At 42.9% G+C, this 18,942-nt stretch carries 16 protein-coding genes; 9 read left to right on the top strand and 7 right to left on the bottom strand.

Annotation, left to right across the window (positions count from 1 at the left end):
- Positions 1-339: 339 nt before the first annotated feature.
- Entirely contained in the window at positions 340-3,609 is a 3,270-nt protein-coding gene (locus AM228_RS17080) for a glycoside hydrolase family 15 protein (RefSeq protein WP_054467416.1), read from the bottom strand.
- Between the two features lie 575 nt (positions 3,610-4,184).
- Here AM228_RS17080 and AM228_RS34340 point away from each other — a divergent pair.
- Complete coding sequence (locus AM228_RS34340) at positions 4,185-4,328, top strand: hypothetical protein (protein ID WP_190880033.1); 144 nt, start codon at positions 4,185-4,187, stop codon at positions 4,326-4,328.
- Positions 4,329-4,358: 30 nt separating this feature from the next.
- Here the strand turns inward: AM228_RS34340 and AM228_RS17075 are convergent, their stop codons facing one another.
- Together AM228_RS17075 and AM228_RS17070 are read right to left on the bottom strand one after the other, a co-directional pair.
- The gene (locus AM228_RS17075) at positions 4,359-5,528 is read right to left on the bottom strand and encodes a DNA cytosine methyltransferase (protein ID WP_054467414.1); all 1,170 of its coding nucleotides are present in this window, start codon (positions 5,526-5,528) and stop codon (positions 4,359-4,361) included.
- Between the two features lie 446 nt (positions 5,529-5,974).
- On the bottom strand, positions 5,975-6,430 hold the full coding sequence (locus AM228_RS17070; RefSeq protein WP_054467412.1) for a DUF29 domain-containing protein: 456 nt from the start codon (positions 6,428-6,430) through the stop codon (positions 5,975-5,977).
- Between the two features lie 321 nt (positions 6,431-6,751).
- On the opposite strand from AM228_RS17070, the gene AM228_RS17065 reads away from it, so the two are divergent.
- The 5 genes from AM228_RS17065 (at position 6,752) to AM228_RS17050 (ending at position 11,010) form a co-directional block, all read left to right on the top strand.
- Entirely contained in the window at positions 6,752-8,041 is a 1,290-nt protein-coding gene (locus tag AM228_RS17065) for an AAA family ATPase (protein ID WP_054467410.1), read from the top strand.
- Between the two features lie 42 nt (positions 8,042-8,083).
- The gene (locus AM228_RS17060) at positions 8,084-8,881 is read left to right on the top strand and encodes a tetratricopeptide repeat protein (RefSeq protein WP_072160810.1); all 798 of its coding nucleotides are present in this window, start codon (positions 8,084-8,086) and stop codon (positions 8,879-8,881) included.
- Positions 8,854-9,066 carry a tetratricopeptide repeat protein gene (locus AM228_RS36850; protein WP_156331860.1) on the top strand — a complete coding sequence of 71 codons (213 nt, stop codon included), beginning with the start codon at positions 8,854-8,856 and terminating at the stop codon, positions 9,064-9,066. The genes AM228_RS17060 and AM228_RS36850 overlap by 28 nt, the downstream gene beginning before the upstream one ends.
- Before the next feature lie 80 nt (positions 9,067-9,146).
- Positions 9,147-9,887, top strand: a complete 741-nt coding sequence (locus AM228_RS17055; RefSeq protein ID WP_054467408.1) for a WecB/TagA/CpsF family glycosyltransferase — start codon at positions 9,147-9,149, stop codon at positions 9,885-9,887.
- Positions 9,888-10,191: 304 nt separating this feature from the next.
- The gene (locus AM228_RS17050) at positions 10,192-11,010 is read left to right on the top strand and encodes a tetratricopeptide repeat protein (RefSeq protein WP_054467405.1); all 819 of its coding nucleotides are present in this window, start codon (positions 10,192-10,194) and stop codon (positions 11,008-11,010) included.
- 98 nt (positions 11,011-11,108) lie between these two features.
- On the opposite strand, the gene AM228_RS17045 is transcribed toward AM228_RS17050, so the two are convergent.
- Complete coding sequence (locus AM228_RS17045) at positions 11,109-11,834, bottom strand: rhomboid family intramembrane serine protease (protein WP_054467403.1); 726 nt, start codon at positions 11,832-11,834, stop codon at positions 11,109-11,111.
- Between the two features lie 123 nt (positions 11,835-11,957).
- On the opposite strand from AM228_RS17045, the gene AM228_RS17040 reads away from it, so the two are divergent.
- Positions 11,958-12,902: a glycosyltransferase family 2 protein gene (locus AM228_RS17040; RefSeq protein WP_054467402.1), complete on the top strand. Its 945-nt coding sequence runs from the start codon at positions 11,958-11,960 to the stop codon at positions 12,900-12,902.
- A 656-nt stretch (positions 12,903-13,558) separates the two neighbouring features.
- Here AM228_RS17040 and AM228_RS34335 read toward each other — a convergent pair.
- Together AM228_RS34335 and AM228_RS17035 are read right to left on the bottom strand one after the other, a co-directional pair.
- The gene (locus AM228_RS34335; protein ID WP_190880044.1) at positions 13,559-13,720 is read right to left on the bottom strand and encodes a hypothetical protein; all 162 of its coding nucleotides are present in this window, start codon (positions 13,718-13,720) and stop codon (positions 13,559-13,561) included.
- A 125-nt stretch (positions 13,721-13,845) separates the two neighbouring features.
- Positions 13,846-15,069 (bottom strand): hypothetical protein, encoded by a 1,224-nt coding sequence (locus AM228_RS17035; protein WP_156331854.1) that lies wholly within the window; start codon positions 15,067-15,069, stop codon positions 13,846-13,848.
- Between the two features lie 879 nt (positions 15,070-15,948).
- Between AM228_RS17035 and AM228_RS17030 the strand changes: the two genes are divergently transcribed.
- On the top strand, positions 15,949-18,135 hold the full coding sequence (locus AM228_RS17030) for an S-layer homology domain-containing protein (RefSeq protein ID WP_054467510.1): 2,187 nt from the start codon (positions 15,949-15,951) through the stop codon (positions 18,133-18,135).
- Positions 18,136-18,453: 318 nt separating this feature from the next.
- Here the strand turns inward: AM228_RS17030 and AM228_RS36250 are convergent, their stop codons facing one another.
- Positions 18,454-18,576: a hypothetical protein gene (locus tag AM228_RS36250; protein ID WP_255353216.1), complete on the bottom strand. Its 123-nt coding sequence runs from the start codon at positions 18,574-18,576 to the stop codon at positions 18,454-18,456.
- Positions 18,577-18,621: 45 nt separating this feature from the next.
- Between AM228_RS36250 and AM228_RS17025 the strand changes: the two genes are divergently transcribed.
- A partial coding sequence (locus AM228_RS17025) for a hypothetical protein (RefSeq protein WP_197285332.1) occupies positions 18,622-18,942 on the top strand: 321 nt, incomplete at its 3' end.

Genomic DNA, 18,942 nt, shown 5'->3' with positions numbered 1-18,942 from the left:
TTGTAGGGGCGAAGCATTCCGGCAGATATTTGTGAATTAACACAGAAATTTATGACCGGAATGCTTCGCCCTTACCTACCGGCAGATAAGTAGGTGAACATAATTAATTGCATCGTTCCCCACCGCAAATCCTTGGATTCCCGCCTTCGCGGGAATGACAGTTTTTCTTCTGTTATGGTCTGCATTGATTTCTGCCCACCTACTTATTTGTGAATTAACACAGAAATTTATGACCGGAATGCTTCGCCCTTACCTAGATTTGTGCTTCAGCCAATAGAAAATTCCTGTAACCAATTCCGGCAAAACCGCAAAAACCCGGTTTATATTGTCATTCCCAACCTAAGCAGCGGTTAAATCTTCGCCAACTTCCGTTAAGAAGCGGAAAGCTTTGACAATATATCCCGCGCAAACATAAGGGGAAGTGTCATAAAATTTATCCCAGGCTTTTTGCTTGTCTTCATCATATTTATCCGCCCGTTCGGGATACTTTTCTAACCACCCTTGACGCACTGCGTGACCGATAATTACATCGAGCACTAAATATTGCTCAATTTGTAATTCTGGGTTGCGATCGCAGATATTGGACAACTCGATCAATGCTTCCACATTAAGCTGACGGTATTCCGGCGCATCAATCTTATTCAGTAAATGCTCAACTTTCAGATCAAAATTCTTCTCTCCTTGGGTCATTTCTGACAAAATTAACTCACTATCCAAGCGATTGCGCCGTTCCAGCTTATCCCCAATCACCAAGCCTTTGCAATGTTGCATCAACTTCCAAACCCGGGGATAAAAATCCGGTATCATGCGGTTTAAAGAACCATCTAATTGACGTTTGCGTCGCCAACCTTCTTTGGGTTTTTCCGGTTCTTTTTTCTCCCCAGACAAGACCACCCAATCAATTTCTTTGGCTTGTTTCCGCAAAGCAATCGACTCTTGTCGTTGCAACACTTGATTCATGCCCGCATATTCTTCCAGGACTTGACGCAAGCGAGTTTTAATCTCAAAAGGAGATAATTTCATCAAGGCTTCATAAGCTTCATCTTGAGTCAGATTTAACTCTAATGCCAGTTCGCTAACTAACAGGAGAATTAAATAACCGACGCGCAAGGTGACAAAGCCTTTCAGCAGTTTTGGATCGGATTTAATTAATGTACTCAGATAAATTAAAATTTCCTGAGTTAAGGCGCGATCGCGGATATCTTCCCGACAGAACTCGCGAATTTTTTGCATAATCTTTTGCTGGGACATAGGGCGATTAATCAACGACCCGCTAGAATAAGCCCGACCCACAGTAATTTGTTTTTGTCGGACTAAAATATCCGTCACCGCATCAGACAAACTAATATCTACTTTATTCAGCAAACCAGCGGCATAGCGCACCACTGCCCATAACCTCAATTGAGACGCTTGGGCATATACTTGATCCAGTAAAGTTCTAACTCGGACTGGTTCTCCAGGGCCGCCAATTCCTGTATCAAATTCTAACCCTTCTAAGCGAGTCAGGATATGTAATAACTCCACTTGTTCATAGAGGTTTTCTGACTCTCTGAGTTTGGCGATTAATAATTTTAGATCCGTCTCACATTCTAAGGAAAACTCCTGAATATTGCTGAGGGCGCGATTTTTTTTCGGCTTGTTCCATAAGTAGCGTTTCTGACTAGAACCGCGCACTAATAAAGATTCCGCATTGCGTACCGGGGCTTGGGGAAATTTCACTTCTCGCAGGAAATCAATCCGTTCGATCGCGGAAGTGAGCATAAATTCATTTAATGAACCAAGTTTTACCTTGACATCCCCACATTTCCCTTCGCGAAATTCCTGCATCAACTCTAATAAAGGCGGCAAAATTTCTGAATTCGCCCCCGAAGGTTCTAACATCGTATGAGTTAGCAATAGGGTCATCGTAGGTCGGCCTAAACCCCGCCAATGGCGATCGATATAGGCTAATTCACTCTTAATATATGCCACCAAAAAATGATAATCGAGAGTTTGATAGAACTCCTGCTGATCCAAAAATGCGGGCAAAAATACCATCACTTCGCCGCAAATGCGGAAAATGCGGGAAGTCATCAAACTCCGCAACCGTCGCATGGGTCTGCCGGTGAGCCCTAATTTTTTATTCAAGCCAATTTCTTTATAAACTGTAGCCAGTTCGCGGGCTTGTCTGACTTGCATGGGGGCAATTTGACCGGGGGTTTGGGTGGCAATGCCGTAGGTAGCGAGTTTCCCTTGTAACTCTTCATCTTCTGCTAACAGGGCAATTTGCACCACGGGTTGTTGCCGCTGTCCTTTGAGATAGTGGGGTTGCCGGTGACGACCGAGGGGGTCAATATCTCCCAAAGCGATCCAGCCGTCGTCCAGGAGTTGACCGACCAGATATAAGCTTTGCGCCCAAACTAGGGGGATATTTTCATTGGGTTTGCGGGTTTGACTGTGGGGGTTTTGCCGTTCCGCTTCGATCGCCTCTTCCGGGACATAGTACAACTCTGGCAATAAGCCCCAGCCATTTTGTTCCACCAGGATAGATTCTAGGCGATCGCGATATTCGGCAATTTGTTGAGCATCTTGGCGAAATAGCCCATCAAGATATAAATAAGTAAAAAATAGCGGCCATTCGCATTCAATATGTTCAAACTGTTTCAGTTCCCAGGGTTCATAATGCAAGCGGCTGGTATCTTCCAAAACCGTTTGATGGCCGTCCCGCAGAAACCGCTTACAACCATATCGCCCTTGGAGTTTGTCGATAATCGTCTTACGGGTGCGATCGACTAATTCTTGGTCTGCGATCGCAAAAGCCGGAAAGCCGATAATGCTCAAAATCGCCGCATCCACTTCCTTAGAGCTCGACTCTCTGGGCAACAGGGATTCTAAGGTAATCCGACAATGGGCAATTTCATCGGGCAAAACGTGAATCACCGACGCAGGGCCACCGCGTACCCCAAACAAATTTAACCCATTAATAGCTTCCAAAGCCGCTTTCGCCATACCGATCGAACTCGCATTCAGTTCGGGGTCGCCATGATTAATCTTATTACCGCGTTCCCAAATCCCATAATCGGGAGTCCGGTAAGTGCGACTAATGTAATAAACCAAATTTTGGATAAAGTTAACTTCATCCTGACTATAGATAATCGTCAAACCGGAAGCAGTCATTTGGGCCAACATCAGCACAAAAATCGAGGTAGCATCTAGTTGTAAATGCCCCCACTGGTCATCCCCCACGACAGTATCGCCGGTTTTCGTATCATATTTGGCGTGTAACGCATCCAAGGGCGATTGAGTGCGCTTAAATTTTTCCACTTTATCCGCTTGACGCATCATAGAATAAAGTAACCCGCGCATCAGCTTAATCGTGCTATGTTCTAGTTCAAAAGTGCGCTGGTCAAAGGCATCAATTTTCCGATAAGCCAAAGCCAAAGCCCAAACCGCGAGAATACTATATACATTGTCTCGCACCCAGGCATCGGTATAGTCACCGTGAGCATTTACCGCAGTGGACGCGGGCAATAATCCGGTAATGGGGTTTTGCCGAGAGAGAATCACCGTGTGAATTTGTTTGTAGTAAGTCTCTAAGGGCGTTTTAGTCTGATTGGTGATTTTGGACATATTAATGAATCAACCATTAATCATTTCCGATGATTTCAGCATGGATTATAGCAAGGTTGGGTCGTTAATCTTCCGCCAACCGCGATCGCTTTTTTTTCAGCCAAATAATTTAGGGAAACCCCGATTCATCCTCAGTAAATCTGGTTGAGAAAACCTAACCGTTAGCCGATTCAGTCTGAGTTGATACAAAAATCTAAAAAATCCTGGAAAAAGTCAAAATTATCCTGAGCAGTTGGTGCGGGGCTGAAAATCGTGTCATCAAATAGCAAAATCTTAGCTTTCCCGGTGCCGCAAATCTCAACCGAGGAAATGTTTGGCTTAATTGTCAAACTTTAATGACAAAGTAAGCCCGGTGTGAGTCAATCAGTCTCTATTTTCTGCCAATTTCTGCCAAATTGGCAACATGGTTTTCATAAATTGTGTTTTCATAGATGCTATAAAGCCCAAAAAGTCAAAAAACCCTTCTTTATATCGATAGAAAGCACATTAGATAACCATAACCTAAAAATTTTTTTCCATAAATTAGTCAGAACCGGGATGCTATTGCCAGATAAATTATCCCAGAGGTAACTTTTATGTCTAATATTACCAATAAAAAACAACCATCTTTTGTGAAAATCGTCTATTCCAAGCTCAAAAAATATGGCAAAACCGAACTGGTGCCAATGGAATTATATAGCGATGGTTCCGTCAAGCGTAGTCTCTCCTATATGGACTAGATAAAAGTTGGAAAAAACCGTCATCAGTGGCTAAATAGGCAACCGAAGCTGAATCGGATTTTGTTCTTTTTTGGATAAAGCCACCAATTGATTTGAGGTTTTGTGACTACAGTCCCAAGGAATTGCCGGAATTTCTTGACCCAGCAATACTTTTAACAAATATCTCCCATAAGCTCTCGCAACCAAGGGAGGAACTGCATTGCAAATTTGGGTATAGTTTTCGATAGTCGTGCCGTGAAAAATGAAGCGATCGGGAAATGACTGGATCCGGGCACATTCCCTAGGGGACAAAAATCGATTTTCTTCGGGATGAATTGAAGTCATCCCCCGCGTCCAATACGCTGTATAAGAAGGCTGTTCTTTCAGTGCTCTACGATATCCTCCACAATAGGCAACTTTATTCTCTTGATATTTACCAACCAAGGATTCCATACCGCCTCCAATGGGCACAGCACTAATTTTTTCTAAGACTCGTTGACTGTGCTTTTGGGTGGTATGGTTTTCTAATCGGTGACTTCCTTCTCTGACCCAAGATTGATAGCCACATTCCGGCAATTTATCATAATCAAAAATACCCACTTTTTCCCCAATTCCCACTTTGGGTAAATCGGCGATCGCTTCCCAAAGAGAAATTGCTTCTGCGGTGCCGTAGATTTCTCGGTTGATTGAATGGGTGGGTTCAGGTTTTTCTGGCTGAAAATCTTTAGCAGCGATCGCAAAAAAACGAATTCTTTTTTGGGGAACCCCGTATTGACTGGCATCAAGTAAAAAAGTATGCCAATAGTAAGACATGGAATTCAGCCGTTCGGTGAATTCTTCATAGTAGCTACCATTATATAACCGTTGAAATCCAGGAACATTTTCAAATATCCAAACTTTTGGTGCAAGTTTTTCCACAATATCTAAGTAAGTCCAAACTAGACTATTGCGAGGGTCTTCTTTTCTTTTATATCCCTCATTACTGAAACCTTGACAGGGGGGACTGCCGACAATCAGGTCTGGTTGGGGATATTTGCCATCTAAAGTGTCGATAAATTTTCGTAAATTTACACAAAATACAGCCTTGCCTAAATTAGCGCCAGCGGTTCTACAAGCTGACTCATTAATCTCATAAGAACCAGCGTGTTTTAAGCCAGCCATTTCTAAACCACAAGCCCAGCCTCCGGCGCCACTAAAAAAATCTAAATATGTAAGACTCATCTTTTATTTCCAGTCTTTCGCTACTAAACATTTAAGCTGTTCTTTTAATTTAGATTAATCTATCCATAAGGGAAAAAATTCGCACCATGACTTCGATGAGCGATCGCCCGTCAACATAGTTATAGTCATTTCAATTGTGCTTGAGACAAAACATCAGGGGCGCAAGCATTGCGCCCCTACAATATATCTTGATTTGCTGTAGGGGCGCAATGCTTGCGCCCCTACATACTTGTATTAATCTTAATTGAAATAAATATATAGCCCGTAGGTTGGGTTGACGATAGGAAACCCAACAAAATCCTTTTTTTATGTTGGGTTGCGTTCCTTAACCCAACCTACAAATAGACAAAGTTATAGCCCGTAGGTTGGGTTGACGAAAGGAAACCCAACAAAATCCTTTTTCTTATGTTGGGTTGCGTTCCTTAACCCAACCTACAATTCACTATTTAATCATCTTCATCACCAGATAAAAGATATTCATCTTCAAAAACCTCTGACCAAGAAAGGCAAGTTAACTCACATTTAAATTTCCTCATTTCTATTTGAGCCTCTTTGACGGCAGATTGAAAAAATTTATCCCAAATCGACTCTATAAAATCTCTGTTTAACCTAGGAACTTCTTCTTGAATATCCTCTATTTCTCGACGGGAAGACAAAATGCTAATCGCCCAGCTAGAAGTGCGTTTTTGCGGTTGGCATTTCCATTTAATGATGTGAAGCATTAAGCGAATTAATTGGCTTCTCAGTGCTAACCTTTTAGATTTTCCCATAGATTCAATTAATGCGTAAAGTCCTTCACTTGCTTCCATAACTTGATTCTCCTGTAATAGTTGCTGGATAGTTACAACCATCTGATATTCCGATCCGGTGGCTAACCATTCCCAATCTTGTTTAGTCAGCATTGCTCTTTCCTTGAGATTATCTATATTATTTTGATAAATTTATCATAACTAATTCCACCCAAATCAACCAAGAAACCGGGTTTCTTGAAGAAACCCGGTTTCTGCTGCTAGAAGTCATGGTAGGGTGCGTTAACGCAGCGAAGCGTAGTGTAACGCACCGAGACCACCTCAATTGTCTGCCGAATTTTCTGAGTTATTGTAATCTTGTGGATCAATGGTAAAAATTGCCAGAAAATAAGCTAAACTAGACAAGGCGATCGCGTCCAACAAACAATAACTAAAGTCCAACTTGAAACCGCAATTATTGCATCCGGTGAAAAAATGCTCAAAGAACTACATCTAAAATATGTCGGCCCTGCACCGCAATTCGATATTGAGTTAGCGGACAGACTCAATATATTTACAGGGGATAATGGCCTCGGTAAGACTTTTTTGTTAGAAATTACTTGGAGAGCTTTAACAGAAACTTGGGTACAAAAACCTCTTTTGCCTCGCAGAGAAAAAGGATTTGAACCGGAAATAAAATATTTAATTCAGGACAATGTTATAGATAGTGACACAGCACAACTGATAACCAGTAAATTTAAGTGGCAGCGGCAAGAATGGTCAAAATTTCGGGGTAAGCGATCGCACCCTGGTTTGGTCATTTATATCGGCACCGAAGGTGAATATTCGGTTTGGGATACGGCGCGGAATTATTGGGAACAATGGGACGATGAAGAAATAGATGCAAGTATAAACGATCGATTAGATGCTTATCAATTTACTGCGGATCAACTCTGGAATGGGCTAGAAGAAAATGGTAAAGTTCTCTGTAATGGTTTGCTGCGAGATTGGGTTAGCTGGCAAAACCAACCGGAGCAAAATGAAACCTCACCGTTTAGAGTTTTATGTCAGGTCATAGAAAAGCTGGCACCTCATCGAGATGAATGGATGAAACCGGGAAAACCGACAAGGGTTTCAACCCAGGATGTTAGAGATATTCCTACTTTGGAACTTCCCTACGGAACTGTTCCTGTCATCCATGCTTCAGCCGGAATTAAACGCATTTTAGCGATCGCCTATTTATTAGTTTGGACATGGTATGAACACCAGCAAGCATCGGACTTCAAAAATCAAGATCCATGCGATCGCTTAGTCTTGCTAATTGATGAAGTAGAAGCCCATTTACATCCCCAGTGGCAGCGGTCTATTTTGCCTGCGCTTTTGGCAGTGCCCAAAGCCCTCCAAGCAACCATGAAAACTCAAATCATTGCCACAACTCATTCCCCTTTAGTGCTCGCTTCAATAGAACCTGATTTTGATGAGAACCAAGACCAACTTTTCTTATTTGAATTAAAGAATAGCAATGTCACCCTCAGAGAACTACCTTGGGCAAAACATGGAGATGCGGTCGGTTGGTTAACTTCACCCATTTTCGGGCTAGAACAAGCCCGTTCTCGTGAAGCAGAAATAGCGATTAAAGCTGCTAACGCTTTGATGCGCGGTGAAAGTTTAGATACTTTCCCAGAAAATTTGCAAACTAAAGAGCAAATTCACCAAGAATTGCTTAGAGTGTTGACAGATATTGATGAGTTTTGGGATCGATGGACTGTTAAAATAAAAAAATAGTCCATTGACTCAATAGATTGTGATCGGAAAAAAATAGTCACTATGATGCGATTTCAAAGACCGCCAGAACCCGATGATTTTGATGCCAAAGTGCGACAGCCAGGAAATGCTTGGTTAGCCGGAAATATTCATCTCAAAAAAATTAGCTTTAAAAATCACACTTATTGGACAAAGTGTATAAACCAATTAGCTGATGGATTTAACGGTTTTTGCGCTTATGCTTGCATTCAACCTTTCTCAGGAGTAGTGGATCATTATTTAAGCAAAACAAAGCATCCTAATCAAGCCTATGAATGGTCGAACTATCGATATGCTTCGGATAAACTGAATCAATATAAAAGTGATTTAGAACAGGATCAAATACTGGATCCTTTTGAGGTAGAAGATGATTGGTTTGAAATTTTGTTACCTTCTTTACAGTTAGTTGGGACTGAGGCTATTCCGGCACATCAGTTAGAACGAGCTAAGACAACCCTTAACAAGTTAGACCTCACCAAAGGTGTATGGATAATTAAAACACGATCGAGACATTATAAACAATATAACGAGGGTAAATTGTCTATAGAAGGTTTAGAACAAGAAAATCCTTTAATTGCTCGTGCGGTGAAACGTTCCCAAGATTATTATCAAAAAGGTATCGAATCCTATAACTGTGAGGATTACCAAAGCGCTATCCAGAATTACAATCAAGCGATTCGGATTAATGCTGTCTATGCTGAAGCTTATCTAGGCAGAGGGAAAGCTTACTATCAGTTAAAAAATTACCAAAATGCCCTAACAGATTATCACGAAGCAATTTACCAAAATCCTGAATTGAAACATTTTTTTGGCGAGGTCTGATTCACTATCAAAACAAAAATTATCCTCAAGCTATTGAGGATTTTACCCAAATCATTAAACAAGATGCTAACAAAGGAGAAGCTTACTACTTTCGAGGTTCGGCTTATAAAAAAGTGGGAAAACCCAAGTTAGGAAATCAGGATATTAAAAAAGCGGCTGAACTTTTCCCTGTTGAAAACATATAAAAAATAATCTAAAAAAGTCAATCTGCTTTACCGTATTATTATAAAATAGATCGGCAACCCAAACCAAGACCTTCTGAGAAATGTCACAAGCAGCAATAACCACAAAATCTTCTGTATTCGGCTTACCCGTTCACTTATTAGACGACTATGTAGGCTGGTTGACGGAACGAAGTGAACAAAAAAAGGGAACTCATGTGGTGACACTGAACCCAGAAATCTCGATGCAAGCCCAGGAAAATCCAGCTTTTGGGGATATTATTCGCCAAGCGGAATTAGTGGTTCCTGACGGCGCCGGTATTGTATTTTATCTATGGCTGCGAGGCTTAAAAGTGAAACGTTGTCCCGGCATTGAACTGGCAGAGTCAATGATAGAAATTGCTGCCAAGCAATCAGATAGTTGTTCGGTGTTTTTCTTTGGGGCAAAACCGGGTATTTCAGCCAAAGCCGCAGAGTCTTGGCAACAAAAATTACCAGATTTAAAAATAGCGGGGACTGAACATGGTTATTTAACTCCAGAAATCGAGGCAAATTTGTTAGCTAATTTGCAAAAATTGCAACCTCGATTGATTTTAGTCGGGTTGGGAGTACCCAGGCAAGAATTTTGGATTGCCGAACACCGTCACCTCTGTCCCGAATCAATTTGGATCGGGGTTGGTGGTAGTTTTGATATTTGGGCGGGGACGAAAGCTAGGGCACCTTTGTGGACTCATAAGTTACACTTGGAATGGGCTTATCGTTTGTATCAAGAACCTTGGCGTTGGCGCCGAATGTTGGTGTTGCCCCAGTTTGCCTGGAAAGCAATTATTACATTAGGGCATTAATATTACATCCGGTTCTATCCTAGGGGCGATTCGCGATTCGCCCCTAGGATTCGTCAAAGGTCATTCCCCCGAATGCGGGGGTCATCTGTCATTCCCGCGAATGCGGGAATCCATAAGAGGGCAATAAATTTAGTTTCCGCCGTAACCTACCCCATAGATGATGGAATTTTGACGATCGCGATCGCCATCATATTCAGGTAGTATCATCTCATATAGTATCTGAAACAGTGGTGATTCCCGTCTCAGGGAAAAAGACCATAAAATCAGTCTAGAATCAGTCTAGAATCAATTAAGAGGCAAAATAATGGGATATTCCATTGATGTGTATGACCATGACTTTGAGCAAGAAGTATTAGAAAAATCCTATGAAACTCCGGTAATTGTGGATTTTTTTGCCACTTGGTGCGGCCCTTGCCAAATGTTAAAGCCGATGCTGGAAAAGGTGGCGCAAGAATATGATTGTGTGGTGGCTAAGGTGGATATTGACCAAAATCCTTATTTATCTCAAGCCTTAAAAATTGAGGGAGTTCCCGATGTTAAAATTATCTATCAAGGTCAGCTAATTAATGGCTTTGTCGGGGTGCTAACAGAACCCCAACTTACACAACTTTTAGCCAAATGTAATATTAAACGTCTGGTGGATGATGAGTTATCCGCGATCGCCTCTGGAACTTTGACCAAAGACGGGGAAGCATCCCCAGAAATGTGGCAAAAGTTACTAGAAAAATATCCCAATAATCCCAAAATAACTTTAGATGCGGCTAAATATTTTATTTCCATCAATCAAATAGAAGCAGCCCAAGAATTACTGGCCAATCTTCCCCAGAATAATCCAGAATTTGTCCCCGTAGGAAAAGCGATCGCGGCCTTAATTCAATTTCAAATTGCTGCCAGTGATGCGGGGGAAACCGACTTAGATCGGTCTTTTGCTCAAGGGGCAAGCTTTACCATCGAAGGCCACTATAAAGCGGCATTAGACTTATTTTTAGCAGTGGTAGAAAGCGACCGAAAATATAAAGATGATGGAGCGCGAAAAGCCATCTTGTTAATTTTTGATATTTTAGGCAACGAGAATCCTCTGACTTTAGAATATCGCCAAAAGTTAACCCTGGCTTTATTTTAATTGCTTTTATTTTAATTGCCCAGAAATTAGCCACCAGATTAGCCACCAGAAAATTCCAACTTAAGGATGGTTTTTTCTGGTTTTAATAAATTAATAAATTAATAAATTGCGGTAGCGGGTTTCCGTTTGACCATTAAGGGAATTAAAGTGGCGCCAATGAGTAAACCTAAGCCATGAGTCCAATAAGCCAAGCTAAATTGGTTGATGGTGACAGCAATTTCTAGCCGACCAACGCCATAAAATATTTGTTGGACAAACCACCAGCTTAAATAAAAAAATGCCGGAATTTCTATGGGAATAAAAATAATCACCAAGGGCAGGATACTTTCTATTTTTGCTTTGGGAAAACTGAGCAAATAGGCTCCTAAAATAGCCGCGATCGCGCCATTACTCCCCACTAAAGGATTTGTTAAAGTAGGGTCAATTAGCGCCTGTCCCACCCCAGTCAATAATCCAGATATAATATAAAATATCAGAAAGCGGCCATGACCGAGAATTTCTTCTAAGCTTTTGCCAAATACCCATAAAAATAGCATATTTCCCAGGATTTGACTAAAACTACTATGGAGGAATAAACTCAAGAAAATTGACCCCAACGGGAGAATAATTAAAGCTACCCAATTGGCGGGGTTATTGCTACTCATGGCATCAGTAGCGATCGCATGAATTCGCGAGGGGACAATGCCCCAAGTGGTCAGAAATTCCCCCAAAGTTCCCTTTAACTCTAGGTTAAGTTCCCCCATAAATAGGGCTAAATTTATGCCAATGATACCCCAGATGACTAGGGGTTGCCGTGATGGAAAGCGATCGCTAAGAGGAATCATAGTTTTACCTGATTTACCCGAATTAAGTTAAAATATTTTACAGATAACAGATAGCTGCCGGTTTAATCCCAATCAGTGATTAAGCGGTTGGCGTTTATACCAAATTTGATCGAAAACTCCCTTATGCTTAAATTTACTGTCGTCATCACCACCTATAACCGTTTACCCTTATTAAGACGGGCGGTTGAATCAGTTTTATCCCAAACAGTCCCTTGTGAATTAGTCGTGGCTGATGATTGTTCCACCGATGAAACTCAAGCGTATCTGACAAGTCTGGGCGATCGCATTATTTATCATAGAAATCCCGTGAATATGGGTCATGCAGAAACCGTCAATGCTGGGGTAAAAGCCGCAACGGGAGATTGGATCAAAATGTTAGATGATGATGACTATCTTGCCCCGAATTGCATTGAAAAATTCACCAAAGCGATCGCCCTACGTCCTCAAGCGGTGATTTGTTCTTGTCAAGCGATTCAAGTCAATGAAAATGAACAAGAACTCTTTAGGACTCAACCCAATGGTCCCGGCAAAGCTTTCTATGTCCCCCAAGAAGATATTCACTATGGAATGCTAATGGATCAAGTGCCCTTTGGCACCCCGGTACAGGTAGCTTTTCAAAGAGAAGCTTTTCTCAAATCCGGGGGCTGGGATAGTGCGTTTAATTTAAACTATGATGACATAGATTCTTGGTTAAAAATTGCTCAATATGGGGATGCGGTTTTTATTAATGAATATCTGGCTTATCGCACCTTATGGTCTGGTGGATTAAATGTCAAGTTGGCCATTAAAGACCGCTTAAAAACCAATATTATGATTAAAGAAAAAATCTATAATCTCGTTAGTCCATTATATCAGAATAAATTAGATCCATTTGAGAGCATCAAACGATACATGGCCTTACATTGGATGTTTGTGTCCTTGAAAAATAAAAAAATATCCGACGCATTAAGCGTGGGCATTCCGGCAATATTTTCTCTGTCCGGCTGGTTCCTTTTTGCCAAATTCATTTATTCTCGGAAAATCAATAAACAAGGAAATAAAATTCGCCAACAAGTGATTTTATCTTGAGGTCAATCTGGAGGTCCATCTAACGAAAATAGTTGGTGGTTGGTGCCCCCCAAGCCCGATGGCGGTCGAAGGGGGGTTGGGGGTTGGTGGTTGGGGGTTGGGGGTTGGGGGTTGGGGGTTGGGGGTTGGTGGTTGGGGGTTGGGGGTTGCTGAAATTTTGATTTAGTAAAGTTTTGTAACGTTTTTAGCCATTTGAAAAAAGGTATGCTAATCTAATAATAGATACCAAGAGTTCAGAGAAAACAGGTTTCACCTGGCTGCTACAGGGTATCAACGGTAGTCAGCCATCTGAGAGCGGATTGTCTAGATAGGCGTGGCATTTCGTCATAAATTAAAGGCAAGTCTGTGGTTCATACAGGAGGTTATTAACAGCCCACCTAAAGGACTCTGCGATAAATCTTGTAAACTCTAGTTGTAAACCTTTTACTATAGGAACGTCGTTTTATTTGTTCCTTAAACCCGAAAGCAATTTGTCTCTTGAATTTGATTAAGCCTAGCCACCTTTGGCTAGGCTTGTTGCATTTTAGGGGAGTTTGTAGGGGCGAAAAGCTTTCTCGCCCTGCCACTTCATCCCATTTCACCGAAACTAGATCGGCGCTGCCCGGAGTTTTTTGGCTGCCAACTGGCTGCCAACCCAGAGAACCGATTCAACCTGATTAGCAGCATCCCACGAGAACGCCACCGATAATCAGGAAAGGCAGACCCAAAAATAGGCCAATTCCTGGGAGGAGTAATGCGGGAATGGTGCCAAGGATGATAAAGCCAAGTCCGATCGCCTTACGAATTGGCTTGAGGCAGCAACCGAGGATTTTGTTCATGTTGATCACCTGTATGAGATGAATGACTAAAGATTTCAGTTAATTAGTCTATCTTATTTCTCAATACGGTGGTTGGGGTGTTCCTGTGCGGGGGAATTTCTGGGGATCGCACCACAGTCGGTCGATTATGGGAATGCTTTTGCCCAGGGAATTGTTGGGTCTTGTGCTAACTGCAAGGATACGGCAAAAGCACCGTAGCGGTTGAGATGACTGGGGTCAGCAAAATTCCCATGTTCTGCGGGCCATTGATTACCGAGGTCGCGGAAAATAAATCCTCTCTGTTGAGAAAGGGCAACCATCATCTGCCGAAATTGCTGTTCGGAGGATTGCCGGATCGGATCGGCTAAATAGTCTTGGTTTAAAGGCAGGTTGACGAAGACAAAGGGAATGCCTTGGGCTTTGGTGTAGGTAATCAGGGATGATAATGCGGCTTTTTGTACTCCTTCTAGGGTGAAGTTGCTATAGTCACCGTCGTAGCGACCGGGAACTCTAGGAAAATTCTGATAATAAGTGGTGGGATCGTAGCGGTTGGTGATGGGGAAAAAGCCGGTGGGTTGCATTTGATTGGGGGACTGTTGGGCGATCGCGGTTTCTAAGGTGGGCATTGGTGGGGGTTCAAACCCCGGAAACCAAATAGCCCGTTCTCTTTGTCGGTGATAGTTCTCGGTGACAACGGTACTGACGGCGTTAAACCAGTGGTTTACGGCTTGGTATCCTGTACTCAAAACATTGCCAGAATCCTGGCGATTCATAGCAAGATTGACATACTCTCTCGATCGGTCTGTGGGTTGTCCCCCCCCGTTGGCAAAGAAGGGTTGCGGTGGGACAGAATTGGCTAAAGGGTTGATGCCACTGAGCAACATTTTATAGCCCTGGGAAGCAGCGATCGCCTCATAAGTGCGATCGACCCGACCACTATTAAATGCCCTGACTCCATCAGCAAAGATAATCAAACGGGGCAACTGATTCTGAGGCAAAATTTTCCGCACCACCAGATCGATGACTTGGGCTGTGGCACCATTGACACTAAAGTTATAAATTTTTAAGCCCGGATAGCCTTGATGGGCTAACCCTTGCTGCAAGGCGATCGGATCGACTCCTTGAAGTGCTCTGGAACTGCCCACAATCAGGATATCCGGCGGCCCAGATGTGGCTAACATTTGCTGGTAGAACAGTAATTGTTCATTTAATCGCTGACTGTTAAAACTGGGGTAAGCTGGTGTTGAGGCATTTCGGGCAATCATTTCTCCCGGCAATGTCGCGATAGTTTGTGCCTTAGCTGGTGTTGTTTCCCAGAGTAGCCCGGAAAAAATTCCCAACAGAATCGGTAATATGGGCAATTGGTTCATAAGGCTAAAAAATTTTGTGATTTCCTTGTCTTTAAATAATCGGGGCATTGTTTTAAATACAGGTTTCGATGCAGGTTTGGATGCAGGTTTGGATGATAAGTAGAGATAGATGATTTTCGTCCAGATTGACAGATATTGGTCAATATAATTTCCCAGGGATGGCCAGAAATTACCGCAAACTCCTCCAAATTATCTGAAATTAAGATAATTTACGCGAAATTAAGATAATTTACGCGAAATTAAGATAATTTACTCAAAATTCGGATAATTTACGCGAAATTAAGATAATTTATTCAAAATTCGGATAATTTACGCGAAATTCGGATAATTTACTCAAAATTCGGATAATTTACTCAAAATTCGGATAATTTACTCAAAATTCGGATAATTTACGCTAAATTCGGATAATTTACGCGAAATTAGGATAATTTACTCAAAATTCGGATAATTTACTCAAAATTCGGATAATTTACTCAAAATTCGGATAATTTACGCTAAATTCGGATAATTTACGCGAAATTAGGATAATTTACGCGAAATTAGGATAATTTACGCGATACGCGAAATTACGGTCAGCCATCGCGGTGAAATAAGCCCCCAACCCCCCTCGCCAGTTGGGAAAAAAAATGTCAAGCTGGTAAAGCAAGGGACTCAGATAGAATGGAGGCGCCATCGCCCAGGCCAAGCAAAAGTCTGAGCCACAGCGGAATTGCTGAAGCAAAGACCGATATCTATGGCAACATCAGAAATTTTGCGGCAGTCAAACACCATGCCCCGATGATGTTGTTTTCGGAAAAGAGTAAACATACGTTCTATTCATCAATGATAACTGTGTGTTTATTCACCTCCGATGAAGAAAATTTTTGGAGCCTATTAATTATGCCCACACTCTACGTTAATTCATCCACAGGCAACGATGCTAATAATGGTAGCCAAGTAGCACCTTTCAAAACGATCACCCAGGCGGTGAAAAAAGCGTCAGCCGGTGATATCGTGCAACTGGCCTCCGGCAGCTATACGGAGACAAGCGGCGAAAAGTTTCCCCTGACCATTCCCGATCAGGTGACATTATTGGGCAATGAATCCACGAAAGGGAGTGGAATTGCGATCGCTGGTGGGGGACAATATATTAGTCCGGTGATGGCCAGTCAAAGTGTAACGATTTTGTTGGTCAATGGGGCGCATTTGCGAGGAGTTACCGTGACGAATAAATCAACTCGCGGGACAGCAGTTTGGATTGAAAATGGCGCACCGAAAATTAGCAACTGTAGCTTGATTGACTCTAACCGGGAAGGGGTGTTTGTCGCTGGCAGCGCCAAGCCAATTGTGGAAAAAAGCGTATTTAGAAATAACACCGGCAATGGGATTTCTTTGATTGGTAATGCCAAAGGAGAAATCCGCGAGAATGTCTTGGAAAAAACCGGGTATGGGATTAATCTGTCCGATCAATCTGCCCCGCTAATCGTCGGCAACCGGATGGCAGAAAATCGCACGGGGGTGATTCTTCAAGGTGAATCTCGTCCGGTGTTGCGGCAAAATACGATTGAAAAAAATACTGATGTGGGGATGATTGCGATCGCTAAGGCAAAACCGGATCTGGGGACTAGCAGCGATCCGGGAAACAATATTTTTAGTAATAATGGCAGCTACGATCTGGAAAGTATCAGTTCGGAAATTATTATTTCTGTCGGCAATAATTTGCAGCCAACACGGGTCAAAGGTCAAGTGGAATTTCAGACTGCTGCGGTGCCATTGCCAGAACCCGCACCCACACCCACACCCACTCCCACTCCCACTCCCACTCCCGCACCCACACCCACACCCACACCCGCACCCACACCCACACCCACTCCCACTCCCACTCCCACTCCCACTCCCACTCCCACTCCCACTCCAAGCGGGTTAACGGATATTGCGAATCACTGGGCAGGGGCGTTTATTCAGGGGATGGTGCAAAAATCTATGATTACGGGTTTTCCCGATGGGACGTTTAAGCCCGATGAGGGTTTAACTCGTGCTCAGTATGCGGCTATTTTGGCTAAGGCTTTTAATCGTAGTTTGATCCGGGAAGCAACGAATTTCCGGGATGTGGCGGCGACTTTTTGGGCGAAAGATGCGATCGCGAAAGCCAATCGTATGGGCTTTTTGTCCGGTTTCCCCGATGGCACTTTCCGACCCAATGATAAGTTAACCCGCGTGCAAGCATTGGTGGCATTAATTAATGGTTTGGGTTTAGTGGGCGGTAACTTGAATAATCTGGGATATTATCGCGATCGCGCCCAAATTCCCAGCTATGCCACCGATGAAATTGCCACTGCCACAGAAAAACAAATTGTGGTCAACTATCCCAACTTAACTCAACTCAACCCCATGCGGGAGATTACCCGGGCTGAAGTGGCGGCAATTGTTTACCAAGCCTTAGTTTCCCAAGGACAAGCCAGCGCCATTAACTCCAGTTATATTGTCAAAACCACCAGCATATTGCCCAGCTTGTTCAGTGATGTCAGGGGTCACTGGGCGGAACCGTTTATTATGGGTTTGTACAACAAAGGTTTAATCAACGGCTTACCCGATGGCACCTTCAACCCCGATGGTCTGATGACGCGGGTCAACTATGCTGCCTTAATTGCCAAAGCAATCAACCCGCCGGAAAAACGAGCCGGAGTTAACTTCCCGGATGTGCCACCGGATTTCTGGGGTTATGCAGCGATTCAAAAAGCCTACAAAGCGGGATTTCTTTCGGGTTTTCCTGACTATAGTTTCCGCCCCAATCAAAATATCCAACGAGTTCAAGTTTTGCTTTCTTTGGTAAATGGATTGGGTTTATCTGGGGGTGATGCTTCGGCCTTGAACAAATACACCGATAAAAATAGCATCCCAAATTATGCTCAAGGAATTGTGGCCACAGCAACCGTTAAAAGTTTAGTGGTAAATTATCCTAACAAAACGGAATTAAATCCTAATCGCGATGCTACTCGCGCTGAAGTTGCGGCAATGGTGTGTCAAGCTTTGGTTAATTCTGGCATTCTCACGGCGGTGAATTCTAACTATATTGTTTCCGCCTAGTTGCCAGGGGTCAAAAACCGGGTTTTTTATGGATGTGAAAGCTAATTTTCTCAGGAAAAAAGGTAAAAACCCGGTTTCTTTGATGACTGCCTCAAAATTTTTTCTTTTTAGCTTTTTGCGATGTTCTTCGTTGCGAACCTATTTGTTCAGCTTATAGAATTAAGTCACCTGTAACCCCAGTTCTTAAGTCGTCACTTTTCTGATAAAATGTTAAGCTGGTTAAACCAAGTGTTCAGAGAGGCTTGATTTGATCGGTTCAAGGTGAGGCAAAACTTGTCTAAGCTACAGCCGAATTGCTGAAAAAAAATCTATATATTGTCAAAGATTCGGATGATCGCGGCAGTCGAACATCATGCCACGATGAGATAGCGATCGAGATAGCGATCGCCAAATCGGAGATCGCACTTGTGATTCTTCTGATTCATCCTGTTTACTGAACACCGCCAATGAAGAAAATCTGAAGAAAATTTTTGGAGCAACTTAATTATGTCTACAACTAATTCATCCACGGGCAAAGATTCTGATGATAATAATCAAGAAATTTCCTCTGATGAGTTAACGGAAAATCCGGTTTCCCCATCAGAACCAACAGCCACCGAGGAACCCACACCATCCCCAGACGAACCACTACAAGAACCAGCCGCCGATGAGTTGACCGATAATGTCACCGGGGAGCCGGTTGCTTTAGCGGAACCGACACCCAGCCCGACTCCAGACCCATCAGAGGAAGAACCAGCCTCAGATGAGTTGGGGGATGATGTCACCGGGGAGCCGGTTGCTTCAGGGGAACCAAAAGCCACTGAGGAA

The sequence above is a fragment of the Planktothricoides sp. SR001 genome (assembly GCF_001276715.1).
Classification (GTDB): domain Bacteria; phylum Cyanobacteriota; class Cyanobacteriia; order Cyanobacteriales; family Laspinemataceae; genus Planktothricoides; species Planktothricoides raciborskii.
This window is presented reverse-complemented; position numbering and strand designations above follow the sequence as displayed.